This is a genomic window from Pseudochrobactrum sp. B5 (assembly GCF_001939785.1).
Lineage (GTDB): Bacteria > Pseudomonadota > Alphaproteobacteria > Rhizobiales > Rhizobiaceae > Pseudochrobactrum > Pseudochrobactrum saccharolyticum.
Genome location: NZ_MOYL01000006.1, coordinates 137,059 through 153,510 on the forward strand (window position 1 = coordinate 137,059; position 16,452 = coordinate 153,510).

Genomic DNA, 16,452 nt, shown 5'->3' on the forward strand with positions numbered 1-16,452 from the left:
TGCAGTGAGGGAGACCTGCTTTGCCTATCCATAAAATTCTTGTCGCAAACCGCTCTGAAATTGCTATCCGCGTATTCCGCGCTGCAAATGAGCTAGGCATGAAAACCGTGGCGATCTGGGCAGAGGAAGATAAACTTGCATTGCATCGTTTCAAAGCCGATGAAAGTTATCAGGTCGGGCGCGGCCCGCATCTGCAGCGTGATCTGGGACCGATTGAAAGCTATCTCTCAATTGAGGAAGTAATCCGCGTTGCCAAGCTCTCCGGTGCTGATGCCATTCATCCGGGCTATGGTTTGCTGTCGGAAAGTCCTGAATTTGCCGATGCCTGCGCTGAGAACGGCATTATTTTCATTGGCCCGAAAGGCGATACGATGCGCCGCCTCGGTAATAAAGTTGCTGCGCGCAATCTGGCCGTTGAGGTCGGTGTGCCGGTGGTGCCTGCCAGTGACCCTCTGCCGGAGGATATGGATGAGGTGCGCAAAATTGCCGACAGCATCGGCTATCCGTTGATGCTCAAAGCCTCATGGGGTGGCGGCGGACGCGGTATGCGTGCAATTCGTGAGGCCAAAGATCTGGCGCGTGAGGTCACGGAAGCCAAGCGCGAGGCCAAAGCCGCTTTCGGTAAGGATGAGGTCTATCTCGAAAAACTCATTGAACATGCGCGCCATGTGGAAGTGCAAATCCTCGGTGATACCCATGGCAATGCCGTGCATTTGTTTGAGCGTGACTGCTCCGTGCAGCGGCGTAACCAGAAAGTGGTGGAACGCGCACCGGCGCCTTACCTCAATGATGGGCAGCGTCAAGAACTGGCCGATTATGCGCTGAAGATCGCCCGCGCCACCCATTATATCGGGGCGGGGACGGTCGAGTTCCTGATGGATGTGACATCAGGGAAATTCTATTTCATCGAGGTCAATCCGCGCATTCAGGTGGAACATACGGTGACGGAAGAAGTCACCGGCATTGATATTGTCAAAGCGCAAATCCGTATTCTGGAAGGCGCAGCTATCGGCTCGCCGGAATCCGGTGTGCCGGAGCAGAGCAAGATTGTTCTGCGCGGTCATGCATTGCAATGCCGCATCACAACGGAAGATCCGGAGCAGAATTTCATTCCGGATTACGGGCGGATTACTGCTTATCGCGGAGCGACCGGTTTTGGCATTCGTCTGGATGGCGGCACCGCCTATTCCGGCGCCTTCATCACCCGCTATTATGACCCGCTCTTGGAGAAAGTGACGGCATGGGCATCGACACCGGAAGAGGTGATCCTGCGTATGCATCGTGCTTTGCGGGAGTTTCGTATCCGCGGTGTGTCGACCAATCTGACCTTTCTGGAAGCGATTATTACGCATCCGAAATTTCGCAGTAACGAATATACTACGCGATTTATTGATACGACGCCGGAATTGTTCGAGCATGTGAAACGACAGGATCGCGCGACTAAGCTTCTGACCTATATTGCTGATGTTACGGTCAATGGTCATCCGGAAACCAAAGGCCGTGCCTTGCCGGACATGAATGCGGCCGCACCGAAAGTGCCTTATGTGCCTGATGGTGATATTCAGCACGGCACCCGTCAAAAACTGGCAGAGCTGGGGCCGCAGAAATTTGCGCAATGGATGCGTGAGCAAAAGCGGGTGCTGGTGACCGATACGACCATGCGTGACGGGCATCAGTCGCTGCTCGCCACGCGTATGCGTACCTATGATATTGCGCAGATTGCCGAAACCTATGCGCGCCTGCTGCCGAACCTGTTTTCTCTGGAATGCTGGGGCGGTGCGACTTTCGATGTTTCCATGCGCTTTTTGACAGAAGATCCGTGGGAGCGTCTGAGCAAGGTGCGTGATGGCGCACCGAACCTGCTGCTGCAAATGCTGCTGCGCGGCGCTAATGGCGTGGGCTATAAGAGCTATCCCGATAATGTGGTGACGCAATTTGTGCGTGAAGCAGCACGTGGCGGCATTGATCTGTTCCGCGTGTTTGACAGCCTCAACTGGGTTGAGAATATGCGCGTGTCGATGGATGCCGTGCTGAGCGAGGGCAAGCTTTGCGAGGCAGCGATCTGCTATACCAGCGATCTGATGAATGCAGCGCGCCCGCAATATGACCTGAATTATTATCTGAAACTGGCGCGTGAGGTTGAAAAGGCTGGTGCGCATATTATCGCTATTAAAGATATGGCCGGACTGCTGAAGCCGCAATCGGCACGCAAACTCTTCACGGCCTTGCGGCAGGAAACCGATCTGCCGATCCATTTCCATACCCATGATACATCCGGCATTGCGGCGGCAACAGTGCTGGCGGCTGTAGAGAGCGGTGTGGATGTTGTGGATGCAGCAATGGATGCGCTGTCCGGTAACACGTCCCAGCCATGTCTCGGCTCCGTTGTTGAAGCACTGGCGGGCAGTGAGCGTGATCCGCAGCTTGATCCGGCTTCGATCCGCCGGATTTCCTTCTATTGGGAGGCGGCGCGTAATCAATATGCAGCTTTTGAGAGTGACCTGAAAGGCCCTGCCTCGGAAGTTTACCTGCATGAAATGCCGGGCGGACAATTCACCAATCTGAAGGAGCAGGCACGCTCGCTGGGGCTGGAGAGCCGCTGGCATGAGGTGGCGCAGGCCTATGCCGATGTGAACCTGATGTTCGGCGATATTGTTAAAGTCACGCCGTCTTCCAAAGTGGTCGGCGATATGGCGCTGATGATGGTCAGTCAGGATCTGACAACGACTGATGTGACCAATCCTGCCAAGGATATTGCCTTCCCAGATTCCGTAGTCTCGATGATGCGCGGCGATCTCGGACAGCCGCCCGCAGGCTGGCCGAAGGATTTGCAGGCCAAAGTGCTGAAAGGCGAAAAGCCATTTACAGAGCGGCCGGGTGCGTTGCTGCAACCGGCTGATCTGGAAGCAGAGCGTAAAGAGATTGAAACCAAGCTGGAGCGCAAAATCAGCGATCAGGAATTTGCGTCCTATCTGATGTATCCGAAAGTCTTCACTGATTTTGCTGGCGCACAGACCCTTTACGGGCCGACAAGCGTGCTGCCGACGCCGGTCTATTTTTACGGGCTGGCGCAGGAACAGGAAGTCTTTGTTGAGATTGAGCGTGGCAAGACACTGGTTATCCGCAATCAGGCAGTGGGCGATGTTGACGATCAGGGCATGGTCACGGTGTTCTTTGAACTGAATGGTCAGCCGCGTCGTATCAAAGTGCCGGATCGCACACGCGGTGCCGCCAAAGGTGCTCGTCGCAAAGCCGAACTGAACAATGAGACCCATATCGGCGCACCGATGCCCGGCATTGTTTCAACCATTGCAGTGGTTAGCGGGCAGAGTGTGAAAGCCGGTGATGTCTTGCTGTCGATTGAAGCGATGAAGATGGAAACCGCCCTTCATGCCGAGCGGGACGGTGTGCTGGCAGAAGTGCTGGTACGCGCCGGTGATCAGATTGATGCCAAGGATCTGCTGATTATTTACGCATAAAATTCAGACCGGCAGAGTGTATTTGCTCTGCCGGTTAATCCTGTTCGCTGAAACTGATCAGACGCGCCAGTTCCACGGCATTGCGCGCCCCCATTTTCTCCATAATATGGGCGCGATGCACTTCAACTGTGCGCACGGTGATCTCCAGCCTGTCGGCAATCTGCTTATTGAGCAGCCCCTCCAATATCATCGACAAGACTTCATTTTCGCGCGGGGAAAGCTGGGTGCGTTTACGCCGCAATTCATCGCGCTGACGGTCTGAGGCGGCACGCTCTTTTGCTTTGTGCAGGGCAGCCAGAACCCTGTCGACCAGATTATTGTCGTTGAACGGTTTTTCGAGAAAATCCGCCGCACCCTGTTTCAAACATTCCACGGCCAGCGGAATATCACCATGTCCGGTCAGAAAAATCACCGGCTGACGGGCATGAAGCTTGATGAGCTTGTCGAAAACCTCAAGACCGGACATGCCGTCCATTCGCATATCCAGCAGAATACAGCCCTGAAGATCCGGCGACCAGTTTTGCAGAAAAGCCTCGCCGGACGGCCATGTGACAACGCCCACACCACGGGAGCGAAACAGCCATGACAGGCTATCGCGAATGGCTTCATCATCATCAACAATATGAACGGTCATTGCGTGATTTCCTGCGTGCTTAGCGGTAAAGAAAGACAGAAGCTGGCACCTTGCCTGTCAGGTGTTGCCTGCAACCATAAGCGGCCTTTGTGCGATTCCAGAATGGAACGGCAGATCGGCAGCCCCATGCCCATGCCTTCCGATTTTGAGGAGATAAAGGGCGTGAAAATCTCATTTTCCATGCCTTCCGGAATACCGTGCCCGTGATCGGTGATGGTGATAACGGCTTCATGCTCATCACTCTCAAGGCTGATATGTAATTTCTGCCGGTTACGCGGCAGGCCTAGGGCTGCTTCGCGGGCATTGCGGATCAGGTTCAGCAAAACCTGCTGGATCAGCACCGCATCAGCCCGCACGGCTACCGGCATATCGGGCAGGCGCATGTCGATATGACCGCCGCCCTTGATAATATCGCTACTGACAAAACTGGCAGCATCCTGCAAAATTTTGCGCAGGTCGTGCTGTTCCGGCGTTACGGAGCGCTTGCGCACAAAATCATGCACACGGTGGACAATTGTACCGGCGCGCTGTGCCTGATCAGACAGTTTTTGCAAGGCTCCGGTCAGATCAACGGGCTGTACCGTGCCTGATTGCAGCAGATTGAGACTGCCGGTCGCATAGCTGGTAATGGCAGCCAGTGGCTGATTGAGCTCATGCGCCAGTGTGGAGGCCATTTCACCCATCGTAATCAGACGGGCATTATGCTGAAGTTTTTCAGCTTCCGTCTGGCGGGCTTCTTCCAGTTTCTTTTTCTCGGTCACATCAACAAGAGAACCCATCCAGCCGATATGGGTGCCATCCGCATCAATCAGCGGTGCTTCATAGACCTGAATATCAATCAGCTTGCCATCAGGCCGGATGAAACGTGTTTCAAATTCACGCGGGGCAATACCGGTACTGCGCATATCATTCTGCCGCTGGATACCTTCCGACATGATTTCCGGTGCCCAATAGGGATGCGGTGGCATCATGCCGATCAGCTGTTTCTCCTCATAGCCGACCATGCGGCAGAATTCCGGATTCACATAGATAATGCGTCCGTCGCGGTCACGGGCACGCATGCCGATGGTCAGGGAGTTTTCCATCGCCTGCCGGAATGCATATTCTGTGCGCAAAGCGTGTTCAGCTGCGGCTCTGCGCCGGTTCTGGCGATAGGCCATCCAGAGATTGATAATCACCAGAATAGTCAGGCCGATAATGGCGGCAGAAATGACAATCGGGCCGATGGCGGCACGGCTCTGATAGGGCGTGACAGTGATATAGGTGCCGGTCAGCGGCGGATCAAACGAAATTGTGTGACGCGCCTGATCGTTGGTCGGCATGATGCTGGACTTTGAGATCAGGGGATCGCCGCCGGAATCTGTGAGCGAGACCTGATATTTTCCCGCAACCCACCAGGGCACATTGCGCGACAGCAGCCTGTCCAGTGAGATGATGACCCAGATCGTGCCTGCGGAACGGTTATTATTATAAACCGGTGCCACCATATCGACCACCCAGCCTTCGCTCGTATGGCGGGGAGAAGAATAGACCGGTTTGCCGAACAGGCGGCTATGCTCGGCCAGTGCCGGTTTATAGTCGGCGATAACATTGAGACCGGGCGGTGCGCTTTCCAGCAATTGGCCATCCGGCGTGAACCAGCTGATATCGATGAATTCCGAATGGATGGAAACCAGATGCTGGGCTTTGGTTCTGATCGTGTCTTTCTGCTGCGGATCGCGTTCGATATCTGCCCCGAGATCGCGTAATTCTGTCTCAAAGGTTTGCAGCTGAAAACGCAGATATTGCTCAACCCAAAGCGCGTCAGTTGTGAGTTTTTTCTCCGTTTCTGACTGGTTATCACGCGAGGTCATCCAAATCAGCGCGACGATCAGGGTCACAATCAGCAGGATCGCGAGCAGGGGAATAGCCAGCGTATAATCACGCACAGATGCGCGGAAGCCGGAGAGACTCTGGCTATTGTCTTGCGGATTTGCTGCTGTATGACGAAATTTCATGTGATCGTCTGAATATCCTCACTATGCTTTATAAGCATAACCTTTTGTCTGCACGAAGTTATGCCTGTGGTAAACCACAATAGAAATACTGTGGTATTCCACAATAGAATTGAGGCTCTACTCCTTTTAAGGATTTTATCTGATTTTTACTCCGTTTGGAGTCCGTGCCGGTTTATCCGCCGGAATGTTTTACTGACAGATGCAGGCTTGGGAGGGCCTCTCAATGAAATTTCTTACAACTGCCGGTCTTGCTGCAATTCTCGCTTTTGGTGTGAGCACAACTGCGCTTGCGCAGGCAATTACCATTAAATTCAGCCATGTTGTGGCACCTGATACACCAAAGGGCAAAGCCGCTGAGAAGTTCAAGGAACTCGCTGAATCCTACACCGAAGGCAAAGTGAAGGTCGAGGTCTATCCGAACTCGCAGCTTTACAAGGATAAAGAGGAGCTGGAAGCTCTGCAGCTTGGCGCTGTGCAGATGCTGGCACCGTCTCTGGCAAAATTCGGCCCGCTCGGCGTACGTGAATTTGAAGTTTTCGATCTGCCGTTCATTATGAAAGACTATAATGATCTGCGCAAAATCACCGATGGTCCGGTTGGCCGTGCGCTGCTCGACAAGCTGGATGCCAAGGGCATCAAAGGTCTGGCCTATTGGGATAACGGCTTCAAAGTGATGTCGGCAAACAGCCAGCTGCATGTGCCGGATGATTTCCTTGGTCTGAAAATGCGTATTCAGTCTTCCAAAATTCTGGAAGCACAGATGAAGGCGCTGGGTGCCGTGCCGCAGGTTCTGGCTTTCTCCGAAGTCTATCAGGCTTTGCAGACCGGTGTTGTGGACGGTACGGAAAATCCGCCATCCAATATGTATACCCAGAAAATGCATGAAGTGCAGAAACATGCCACGGTCTCAAACCACGGCTATCTGGGCTATGCGGTGATCGTCAATAAGGCGTTCTGGGAAGGCCTGCCGGAAGATGTGCGCACCCAGCTTGATAAGGCCATGGCTGAATCAACTGCCTTTGCCAACGAAATCGCCCAGAAAGAAAATGACGATTCTCTGGCGGCAATGAAGGCGGCCGGTACGACCACATTCTACGAACTGACACCGGAAGAGCGTGAAGAATGGGTTGCAGCGCTCAAGCCTGTGCATACTGAAATGGCTGACCGCGTGGGCGCAGACCTGATTAAGCAGGTTTATGAAGCCGTCGGTATGAAAGAGTAATCTTCTCAAACCCCGCTGCAGGAGTTTCTCCGATTGCAGCGGGCCTGCCTGCCCTGACGATGGTGCTTGGGGCAGGCACATTTTCCGAATTCTGTTTTCAATCACATTTGTGCGTATCGGCTGTTATCACGGCTGGTTTTTTGCGCTCATAATTAACAAGACGGAGCACCGAAAAGCGGTGCGCCCTCACATGAGGAGCATCCTATGGTGTTGCGTATCCTCGACCGCTTTGAAGAAATATTGCTGTCTTTTTTGATTGCAGCGGCCGTTGTGCTGATCTTTGTCGCGGTTGCTCACCGTTATTCTATCGGGCTGGTTGCCGATGTGCTGTCTTGGGCACGCGCCAATGATTATGCCGAATTGCAGGGCTATGCCCGCAGCTTTTATCGCTGGCTGGCATCAATCAATCTGACCTGGGCTCAGGAAGCCTGTATTTATCTGTTTGTATGGATGGCGAAATTCGGCGCGGCCTATGGCGTGCGTATCGGCATCCATGTCGGCGTTGATGTGCTGGTGGAGCGTATGTCACCGAAAAACCAGCGACTGATGATTATTATCGCTTTTCTGGCCTGTATCCTGTTCACGGGTATCGTGGCGTGGATCGGCACGGATTTCGTCTGGCATATTTCCAAAACCGGCCAGATTTCCGCTGATCTCGAAATGCCGATGTGGATTGTCTATCTCGCCGTGCCGCTCGGTTCCGCGCTGATGTGTTTCCGCTTTATTCAGGCGCTGTGGCTCTATCTCACCACAGGCACTATCGCCCATCACGATCATGGTCATGTTGACGGGCTGGAAGATGCGGAGGCCGCACGATGACCGCTCTGATTATCTTCCTCATTCTGGCACTGTTGCTTGTGACAGGGATGCCGGTTTCCATTGCGCTGGGTCTGACGGTTTTCACCTTCCTGTTCGGGTTCACCTCGATCCCGATGGATTCAATTGCGCTGAAACTGTTCACCGGTATTGAAAAATTCGAGATCATGGCGATTCCGTTTTTCATTCTTGCCGGTAACTTCCTCACCCATGGCGGTGTGGCCAAAAGGATGATCCGCTTTGCCACCTCGATGGTCGGGCACTGGTATGGCGGTATGGGGCTGGCTGCGGTTGCCGCCTGTTCGCTGTTTGCTGCAATTTCCGGCTCGTCACCGGCAACGGTGATGGCGGTTGGTTCCATCCTGATACCGGCAATGGTCAAGCAGGGTTATCCGCCGCAATTCGGTACCGGCGTTATCGCGACCTCCGGCGGGTTGGGTATTCTCATTCCGCCGTCGATTGTGATGGTGATGTATGCGGTGGCAACCTCCGGCATGGTGGTAACCGGCCCTGATGGTGCGCCGGTCATGTCGGCCTCAATCGGCACATTGTTTATGGCGGGTGTTGTTCCGGGGCTGATGCTGGCGGCAATGCTTGGCAGCACAACCATCTGGCGCGCATGGAAGAACGGCTATCCGCGGATGCAGAAAGCCAGCTGGCGTGAGCGTTGGGAAGCCTTCCGCTCCTCCGTCTGGGGGCTGATGCTGATCGTTATCATCATGGGTGGTATTTATGGCGGTATTTTCACACCGACTGAAGCTGCTGCGGTTTCTGCCGTCTATGCATTCGTGATTGCAGTCTTTGTCTATAAGGACATTAAACTGCGCGATGTGCCGAAAGTATTGCTGTCTTCGGCGGCGATGAGCGCGATGCTGCTCTATATCATTACCAATGCGGTGATGTTTGCCTTCATCCTGACCTCGGAACAAATTCCGCAGCAGATGAGTGCATGGATTGTGGAGCAGGGCTTTGGCATGATCGGCTTCCTGCTGATGGTGAATATCATCCTGCTGCTGATCGGTATGGTGATGGAGCCTTCTGCCGTGGTGCTGATTATGGCGCCGATCCTGTTCCCGATTGCCGTGAAACTCGGTGTTGATCCGGTGCATTTCGGGGTGATGATGGTGGTGAATATGGAGATCGGTCTGTGTACACCGCCGGTGGGGCTCAATCTCTATGTGGCCTCATCCATATCGAAAATGGGGCTCACGGCCGTGACCAAATCGACATTGCCATGGATTATCACTACGCTGATTTTCCTCGGGCTGGTCACCTATGTGCCGCAGATCACACTCTGGCTGCCGCATACGCTGGGTATGAAATAAAGCGCTGAACAATCAGACAAAAGGCGGCTTCGGCCGCCTTTTTCTTTGGCTGCAACAGCTGACAGGCTTGTGACGGTTAGGTGATTTCTTTTGTCATAAAAATCGACTAAACAGAGGCTCAGGAGCAATTCTCGCTTTTCGGGATACGCTTTAAATAATGTTCTGAACCTGATGGAGCGGTTTTGTGAGCGGAGATGCAGGGATCAGTACAGTGCAGCCTGCTGTTATAGACAGTGGTGCGCGTTATTACCGCTGGGCAGTGGCGGGTGCATTTTTTTCCAACGGCTTTGTTACCGGCAGCTGGGCTTTGCATATTCCGTTGATGATGAGCCGGTTGGGCGTTTCTGAAGGTGTCTTCGGATTACTCATTCTGGTTTTCGGTCTTGGCGCTCTGGCAGCCATGGGACTGTGCGGCCCTTTGCTGGCGCGCTATGGCTCGGATCGCGTCACCAAAAGCTTCGCCGTCGGCGTGGCGTTCTGGCTGATTGTCGTCGCTCTCACCAATAATCTTTATCTGGCCGTGCCGGTACTGTTTATGCTGGGCGCGGTCTTCGGCGGTATGGATGTGGCGATGAATGCCAATGCCGTTGCGGTGGAGAAAACGCTCGGCCGTGCGCTGATGTCTTCCTCTCACGGTTTCTGGAGCCTTGGCGGTTTTGCAGGCAGTGCGCTTGGCAGCTTTTACCTGCACTATCAGGGCGCATTCAGCCATGCGGTTCTGGTGAGCGTGATTGCCGGTATCATTATGCTGATAACTTTGCCGCGACTGGTCATGGATCGTCAGCAGCAGACCAGCGAGAAAATCCGCTTCCGCCTGCCTAATCAGCCGGTGATCTATCTGATCGGTATGATGGCGCTGTTTGCAATGGTGCCGGAAGGTGCGGTGCTGGACTGGGCAGCGGTCTATATTCAGCAGGCCTTTTCTGCAGATCTGACCACAGCCGGTTATGGCTATGCGGCTTTTTCTGCCACCATGGCGCTGGTTCGTTTTCTCGGGGACGGCGTGCGTAACCGGTTTGGAGCCGTGCGGACATTCCGCGTGTCGATCATTATTGCCGCAGCGGGCTTGTTTGTCAGCGGTTTTGCACCACATGCGTGGATAGCAATTCTGGCGTTTGCCGTTGCCGGACTTGGTGTGGCCAATATTGTGCCGATCATTTTTTCGGCGGCAGGCAATCAGAGCGGCATCCATGCGGGTACGGCGTTAAGTCTTGTCACATTGATGGGCTATTCAGGCATTCTGGTTGCACCGTCCCTGATCGGTTATATCGGCGGGTATATCGGTTTTGGTCCTGTCTATATGGTGCTGGCGCTGATGCTGGTGGTGGTGTTTATGCTTTCATCGCTCGCAAGTGCCGCAGATCAGAAAAGAGAATAGAAGTTTTGAACGACCTGCTGTAAGACTGTCACAATTGCGGTTCAAAAGCTGTTCCGTCACGGTTATGGAACAGCATTGAACCGAGATGTTCCCGTATCACTGTAAGATTGCCCACTTTAAGATTGTATAATTATGGCTTCTGATAATCTGCACTATTATGCCCATCCCTTTGCCCGCCGCACATCTGTCGGGGTCAATGTCGGCGGCGTGATTGTTGGCGGTGATGCGCCGGTGGTTGTGCAATCCATGACCAATACGGATACGGCGGATATTGACGGCACAGTTGCGCAGGTGGCTGCCCTGCATCATGCGGGTTCCGAACTGGTGCGTATTACCGTTGACCGTGATGAATCTGCTGCCGCGGTGCCGAAAATCCGTGAGCGCCTTGAGCGCCTCGGTCTCAATGTTCCGTTGATCGGTGATTTTCATTATATCGGCCATAAGCTGCTGTCAGACCATCCGGCCTGTGCGGAAGCGCTGGCGAAATACCGTATCAATCCGGGCAATGTCGGCTTCAAAGACAAAAAAGACAAGCAGTTTGCCGAAATTATCGAAATGGCAATCCGCTATGATAAGCCGGTGCGTATCGGCGTGAACTGGGGTTCGCTGGATCAGGAATTGCTGACCACGCTGATGGATCGCAATCAGGCTGCCGGTGCACCAATGACCGCGCAGGAAGTGATGCGCGAGGCGATTATCCAGTCTGCACTGATCTCTGCTGATCTGGCTGAGGAAATCGGCCTGCCGCGCGACAAGATCATTCTTTCCGCCAAAGTCAGTCAGGTACAGGATCTGATTGCCGTTTATGCGGAACTGGCCAAACGTTGCGATCATGCGCTGCATCTGGGGCTGACCGAAGCCGGTATGGGCACCAAAGGCATTGTGGCTTCTTCCGCTGCGATGGGGATTCTGTTGCAGCAGGGTATCGGCGATACAATCCGCATTTCTCTGACACCGGAGCCGAATGGTGACCGTACCCGCGAGGTGCAGGTCTCGCAGGAATTGCTGCAGGTGATGGGCTTCCGTCAGTTTATCCCGATTGTTGCTGCATGTCCGGGGTGTGGTCGCACGACTTCAACAGTGTTTCAGGAACTGGCGCAGACCATTCAGAACGATATCCGCACCAATATGCCGATCTGGCGTGAAAAATATCCGGGTGTTGAAGGTCTGTCCGTCGCGGTGATGGGCTGTATCGTGAACGGTCCGGGTGAATCCAAACATGCGGATATCGGTATTTCTTTGCCGGGCACCGGTGAAACACCATCCGCACCGGTTTTTGTCGACGGTAAGAAAGTTGCCACACTGCGTGGCCCTGCCATTGCCGAAGACTTCCAGAAAATGGTGGCCGATTATATCGAAAACCGTTACGGGCTCGGTGCGAAAAAGCCGGAAGCCGCAGAATAAGAATAATAAAAAAGCTCTCATAAAATATGAGAGCTTTTTTATTGCGACTTTTATTGAATTTAGTTCTCGCGCCATGCGATGAAATGCGCGGCTTCTTTCAGAACCTGTGCTTTTTCACCGAAAGGTGCCAGCAGGTCTTCTGCCTGCGCGACCAGACCGGCCAGCTGTTTCTTTGTCCAGTCAATGCCATGCAGTGAAACAAGGGTCGCTTTGCCTGCGGCGGCATCTTTGCCGGTGGCTTTACCCATAGTGGCTGCATCGGCGGTTACATCCAGCAGATCATCGGCAAGCTGGAAAGCCAGACCAATGGCCGAACCGAATTCAGCAAGGCGCTCACGCTCTTCTGTGTTTGCATTGCCGATAATTGCACCCGCTTCACAGGCGAAACGGATCAGCGCGCCGGTTTTCATCGCTTGCAGGGTAATAATGTCTGCTTCATCAGGACTGGCAGTTTCTGCCATCAGATCAAGTGCCTGACCGCCGACCATGCCGCCGACACCGGAGGCGCGCGATAAAGCCAGCACCAGATCAAGACGGGTTTTTACCGGCAGTTCGGTGGCATCATCAGCAATAATATCGAAAGCATAGGTCAGAAGGCCGTCACCGGCGAGAATCGCTGCCGCTTCATCATAGGCTTTGTGAACAGTTGGCTGGCCGCGACGCATATCATCATCGTCCATGGCAGGCAGATCATCATGAACCAGCGAGTAGCAATGGATACATTCCAGCGCTGCGGCAATGCGCAATGCAGCTTGGGGATCAGCATCATAGAGACGGGCGGTTTCCGTGACCAGAAACGGGCGCAGGCGCTTGCCGCCATTCAGCGCACCATGACGGATTGCGGCCATCAGGCGCGGCGGACGGATAACCTCGCCGAGACGCGGGCGCTCATCCAGAAGTGAGACCATCAGTTGCTCAACGGAAGCGGCATGAAGTGCCAGCCGCTGTCCGAAACCGGAAATGTCATGATCGTTTTTCATGGACAAGGGCATGAACCATTCGCCTGTAATAATCAACTCCTGTCCGGCCGGCTCAATATGAAATTTCTGTATCAGAGGTGATGCAGAAAAGCCGCGAAATGATTTTTACCAACAAAAAATGCCTGAAAACTGATATGTCTTGCAGCACCGGCTTTTCAATCGGCTGAAATTATGCAGTAACGATATGGCAAGTAACGGAGACACTGCGGGCACAATGACAAAATTTGTCATGTATAAGGAGGACGGAGATAAAGGGGACGGTCATCATGAAACCGCAGCTCCGAAAACCGTCGCCAGCTTTGTGGCGGATCCGGTGAGCGTGCGGCCGTGGTATTGGCTGAAGCGCTTTTTGCTGTTGCTGGCAATTGCGCCTTTCGCTCTGCTTTTTCTCTACAAACTGCCTTTTGTGCATCCGGTCTCAACCTTGATGATCAAGGATCTGGTGACGCTGAAAGGCTATGAGCGCCAGTGGGTGCCGCTGGAGGATATTGCGCCGGTACTGGTCAATTCGGTGATGATGTCTGAAGACGGGCAGTTTTGCAGCCATTATGGCATTGACTGGAATCAGCTGAAACTGGTGCTGGGCAGTGACGGTGAGCCAAGCCGCGGCGCCTCGACAATCCCGATGCAGACGGTGAAAAATCTGTTTCTCTGGAACGGGCGCTCTTATGTGCGCAAGGCACTGGAATTCCCGCTGGCGCAGGCCGCTTCATTGATTCTTTCCAAGCGCCGGATGATGGAGATTTATCTCAATATCGTGGAGTGGGGTGACGGGATTTATGGCGTTGAAGCCGCTGCCCAGCATTATTTCAAGCGTCCTGCATCCAAATTAACGGCGCGGCAGGCTGCCTATCTCGCAGTCACGCTGCCGAATCCGATTCTCCGCGATGCGTCCAAGCCAAGCCGCGGTATGGTGCGGATTTCCCGTATTATTGAGCGCAGAGCCCAAAACAGCGGCGCTTATGTCGGCTGCGTGCAATAAAATCAGCAAAATTTGAGCAAAAGCGCGAAATCTTTTGTCCTTTGGCCGGGAATGATGCTATAGGGCAGCGACTGAAATACATTTCTGAGCAGGTTTTTAAGCCGGTAAATCGGGATTTGCATAAAAAAAATGCGAGTCCTGCTGGTCAAAAGACGTTTGAGCGTGTATAGGCAGCAAAACTTTCCGGAACAATGTCCGATGTGACAGCCTCGCTATGAGGCACCGGACATTCGATTGACTAATCACTGGAGCAGAATCAATGGCTGTACCTAAACGAAAAACTTCCCCTTCGAAGCGCGGCATGCGTCGTTCGGCTGATGCGCTGAAGGCTCCGACATATGTTGAAGACAAGAACTCCGGCGAACTGCGTCGCCCGCACCATATCGACCTGAAAAGCGGTATGTATCGCGGCCGTCAGGTTCTGGAGCCAAAGGAAGCGTAATTTCGCTTTTTCTTGGAGCTTTTAAAAAAAGACCGGCTTTTCAGCCGGTCTTTTTTTGTTTGCAATTTGCCTGTCTATTCCGCCAGCGCATCACCTGTGCAGCGAGGACCGGTTGTTTCTGGCATGTTTTGCGCAAAAGCACGGCAATCTGCCTGTAATGCAGCACGGGGTTATGCGAAAAATTCAAAACCTTGATCGCAATTAGTGCCAGCATCATTTGTAACTGACGCTATACTGAGGAAAAGCCGGTTCTGCGTATATGCGGAAAACAGGCACTATTGGGATGTGAGGAAGTTATCTGTCATGAGCAAAGAAACAACAGTCGTCATTGCCAGCGCTGCGCGTACTCCTGTCGGTTCATTCAACGGGGCTTTCGCCAATGTGCCTGCCCATGAGCTGGGTGCTACAGCAATTAAGGCTGCGCTGGAGCGCGCCGGTGTTGCTGCCGCTGATGTTGATGAAGTGATTTTCGGTCAGGTGCTGACAGCAGGGCAGGGGCAGAATCCGGTGCGTCAGGCTGCAATCGCTGCCGGTTGCCCGATTGAGACAACGGGTTTTGCCGTGAACCAGCTTTGCGGCTCCGGCCTGCGCTCTGTGGCGCTGGGCTTGCAGCAGATTGCCAATGGTGATGCATCGGTGATTGTTGCCGGTGGTCAGGAATCCATGTCGATGGCTCCGCATTGCGCGCATCTGCGCTCCGGTACCAAAATGGGCGACATGACCATGATCGATACCATGATGAAAGATGGTCTGACGGACGCTTTCCACGGTTATCCTATGGGGGTAACAGCCGAGAATATTGCTGATCGCTGGCAGCTGACCCGTGAGGATCAGGACAATTTCGCTCTTGCTTCCCAGAACAAGGCCGAGGCAGCACAGGTTGCCGGTCGTTTTAAGGATGAGATCGTGCCTGTCACCATCAAAACCCGTAAGGGTGAGGTGGTTGTGAGTGAGGATGAATATATCCGCCACGGCACCACGATTGAGGCTTTGCAGAAGCTGCGTCCGGCTTTTGCCAAGGAAGGTACGGTTACCGCCGGTAATGCATCCGGTATCAATGATGGTGCGGCCGCAACAGTGCTGATGAGTGAAGCGGAAGCGGAGCATCGCGGTATCAAACCATTGGCACGCATCACCTCCTGGGCAACGGCAGGTGTTGATCCGGCAGTGATGGGCACAGGACCTATTCCGGCCTCACGCAAAGCGCTGGAGAAAGCCGGCTGGACAGTGAAAGATCTGGATCTGGTTGAAGCCAATGAGGCTTTTGCGGCGCAGGCTTGCTGTGTAACCCGTGAGTTGGGGCTTGATCCGGCTATCGTCAATGTGAATGGCGGTGCTATCGCTATCGGTCATCCGATCGGTGCGTCCGGTGCCCGTGTTCTGACCACGCTGCTTTATGAAATGCAGCGCCGTGATGCCAAGAAAGGTCTGGCAACCCTGTGTATCGGTGGCGGCATGGGGGTTGCGCTCTGTGTTGAGCGCGACTGAGCGCGTTTGCCGATAAGTTAACAAGGCCCATTGTTACGAAAATCGAAGCCCCGAAGGAAATTAACCTTTTCGGGGCTTTTTGTTGCAGTGAAATTGCGTTTCATAAAGGCCTAATACTATATATAGTATCTATAATTTGTTTTGGCTCTGTATTTTGTGAAAACGAAACAGGAACTTTCATATAGCAGCGATTCGTCGCCGATTCGTTCAGGGTTTGGCCGAAAGCTTAATGAAAGCATGTTGTTTCGCTGCAATGTAGCGCATTCCGGTAATGTATTTTTAATCTTTATTAATGCTGTGCGGGT

Annotated in this window: 12 protein-coding genes; 9 read left to right on the forward strand and 3 right to left on the reverse strand. The window is 53.5% G+C overall.

The genetic code is table 11. From position 1 onward, the window contains the following. Window positions 1–20 precede the first annotated feature (20 nt). Window positions 21–3,479 (forward strand): pyruvate carboxylase, encoded by a 3,459-nt coding sequence (gene pyc / locus BKD14_RS16310; protein WP_075657261.1) that lies wholly within the window; start codon window positions 21–23, stop codon window positions 3,477–3,479. 34 nt (window positions 3,480–3,513) lie between these two features. Here the strand turns inward: pyc and BKD14_RS16315 are convergent, their stop codons facing one another. After that, window positions 3,514–4,113, reverse strand: a complete 600-nt coding sequence (locus BKD14_RS16315) for a response regulator (protein ID WP_075657262.1) — start codon at window positions 4,111–4,113, stop codon at window positions 3,514–3,516. Beyond that, complete coding sequence (locus tag BKD14_RS16320; RefSeq protein WP_083647233.1) at window positions 4,110–6,110, reverse strand: PAS domain-containing sensor histidine kinase; 2,001 nt, start codon at window positions 6,108–6,110, stop codon at window positions 4,110–4,112. The genes BKD14_RS16315 and BKD14_RS16320 overlap by 4 nt, the downstream gene beginning before the upstream one ends. A gap of 223 nt (window positions 6,111–6,333) precedes the next feature. On the opposite strand from BKD14_RS16320, the gene BKD14_RS16325 reads away from it, so the two are divergent. The 5 genes from BKD14_RS16325 (at window position 6,334) to ispG (ending at window position 12,255) form a co-directional block, all read left to right on the forward strand. After that, window positions 6,334–7,332: a TRAP transporter substrate-binding protein gene (locus BKD14_RS16325; RefSeq protein ID WP_028233390.1), complete on the forward strand. Its 999-nt coding sequence runs from the start codon at window positions 6,334–6,336 to the stop codon at window positions 7,330–7,332. A gap of 204 nt (window positions 7,333–7,536) precedes the next feature. Further along, entirely contained in the window at window positions 7,537–8,151 is a 615-nt protein-coding gene (locus BKD14_RS16330; RefSeq protein WP_075657263.1) for a TRAP transporter small permease, read from the forward strand. Then, window positions 8,148–9,473, forward strand: coding sequence for a TRAP transporter large permease subunit (locus BKD14_RS16335; RefSeq protein WP_022709917.1), 1,326 nt, complete (start codon window positions 8,148–8,150; stop codon window positions 9,471–9,473). Before BKD14_RS16330 ends, BKD14_RS16335 begins: the two co-directional genes overlap by 4 nt. A 184-nt stretch (window positions 9,474–9,657) precedes the next feature. After that, complete coding sequence (locus tag BKD14_RS16340; protein WP_245293665.1) at window positions 9,658–10,851, forward strand: MFS transporter; 1,194 nt, start codon at window positions 9,658–9,660, stop codon at window positions 10,849–10,851. A 132-nt stretch (window positions 10,852–10,983) separates the two neighbouring features. Then, the gene (ispG, locus tag BKD14_RS16345) at window positions 10,984–12,255 is read left to right on the forward strand and encodes a flavodoxin-dependent (E)-4-hydroxy-3-methylbut-2-enyl-diphosphate synthase (RefSeq protein WP_075657265.1); all 1,272 of its coding nucleotides are present in this window, start codon (window positions 10,984–10,986) and stop codon (window positions 12,253–12,255) included. Window positions 12,256–12,314: 59 nt separating this feature from the next. Here ispG and BKD14_RS16350 read toward each other — a convergent pair whose 3' ends face one another. After that, a complete protein-coding gene (locus tag BKD14_RS16350) occupies window positions 12,315–13,163 on the reverse strand; it encodes a polyprenyl synthetase family protein (protein WP_245293673.1) in 849 nt (282 codons plus the stop codon). A gap of 286 nt (window positions 13,164–13,449) precedes the next feature. On the opposite strand from BKD14_RS16350, the gene mtgA reads away from it, so the two are divergent. From mtgA to BKD14_RS16365, 3 genes are all read left to right on the forward strand, one after another. Further along, on the forward strand, window positions 13,450–14,217 hold the full coding sequence (gene mtgA, locus BKD14_RS16355) for a monofunctional biosynthetic peptidoglycan transglycosylase (RefSeq protein WP_075657267.1): 768 nt from the start codon (window positions 13,450–13,452) through the stop codon (window positions 14,215–14,217). 259 nt (window positions 14,218–14,476) lie between these two features. Then, window positions 14,477–14,659, forward strand: a complete 183-nt coding sequence (gene rpmF / locus BKD14_RS16360) for a 50S ribosomal protein L32 (protein WP_022709922.1) — start codon at window positions 14,477–14,479, stop codon at window positions 14,657–14,659. Between the two features lie 303 nt (window positions 14,660–14,962). Continuing rightward, window positions 14,963–16,147: an acetyl-CoA C-acetyltransferase gene (locus BKD14_RS16365; protein WP_075657268.1), complete on the forward strand. Its 1,185-nt coding sequence runs from the start codon at window positions 14,963–14,965 to the stop codon at window positions 16,145–16,147. Window positions 16,148–16,452: the final 305 nt, after the last annotated feature.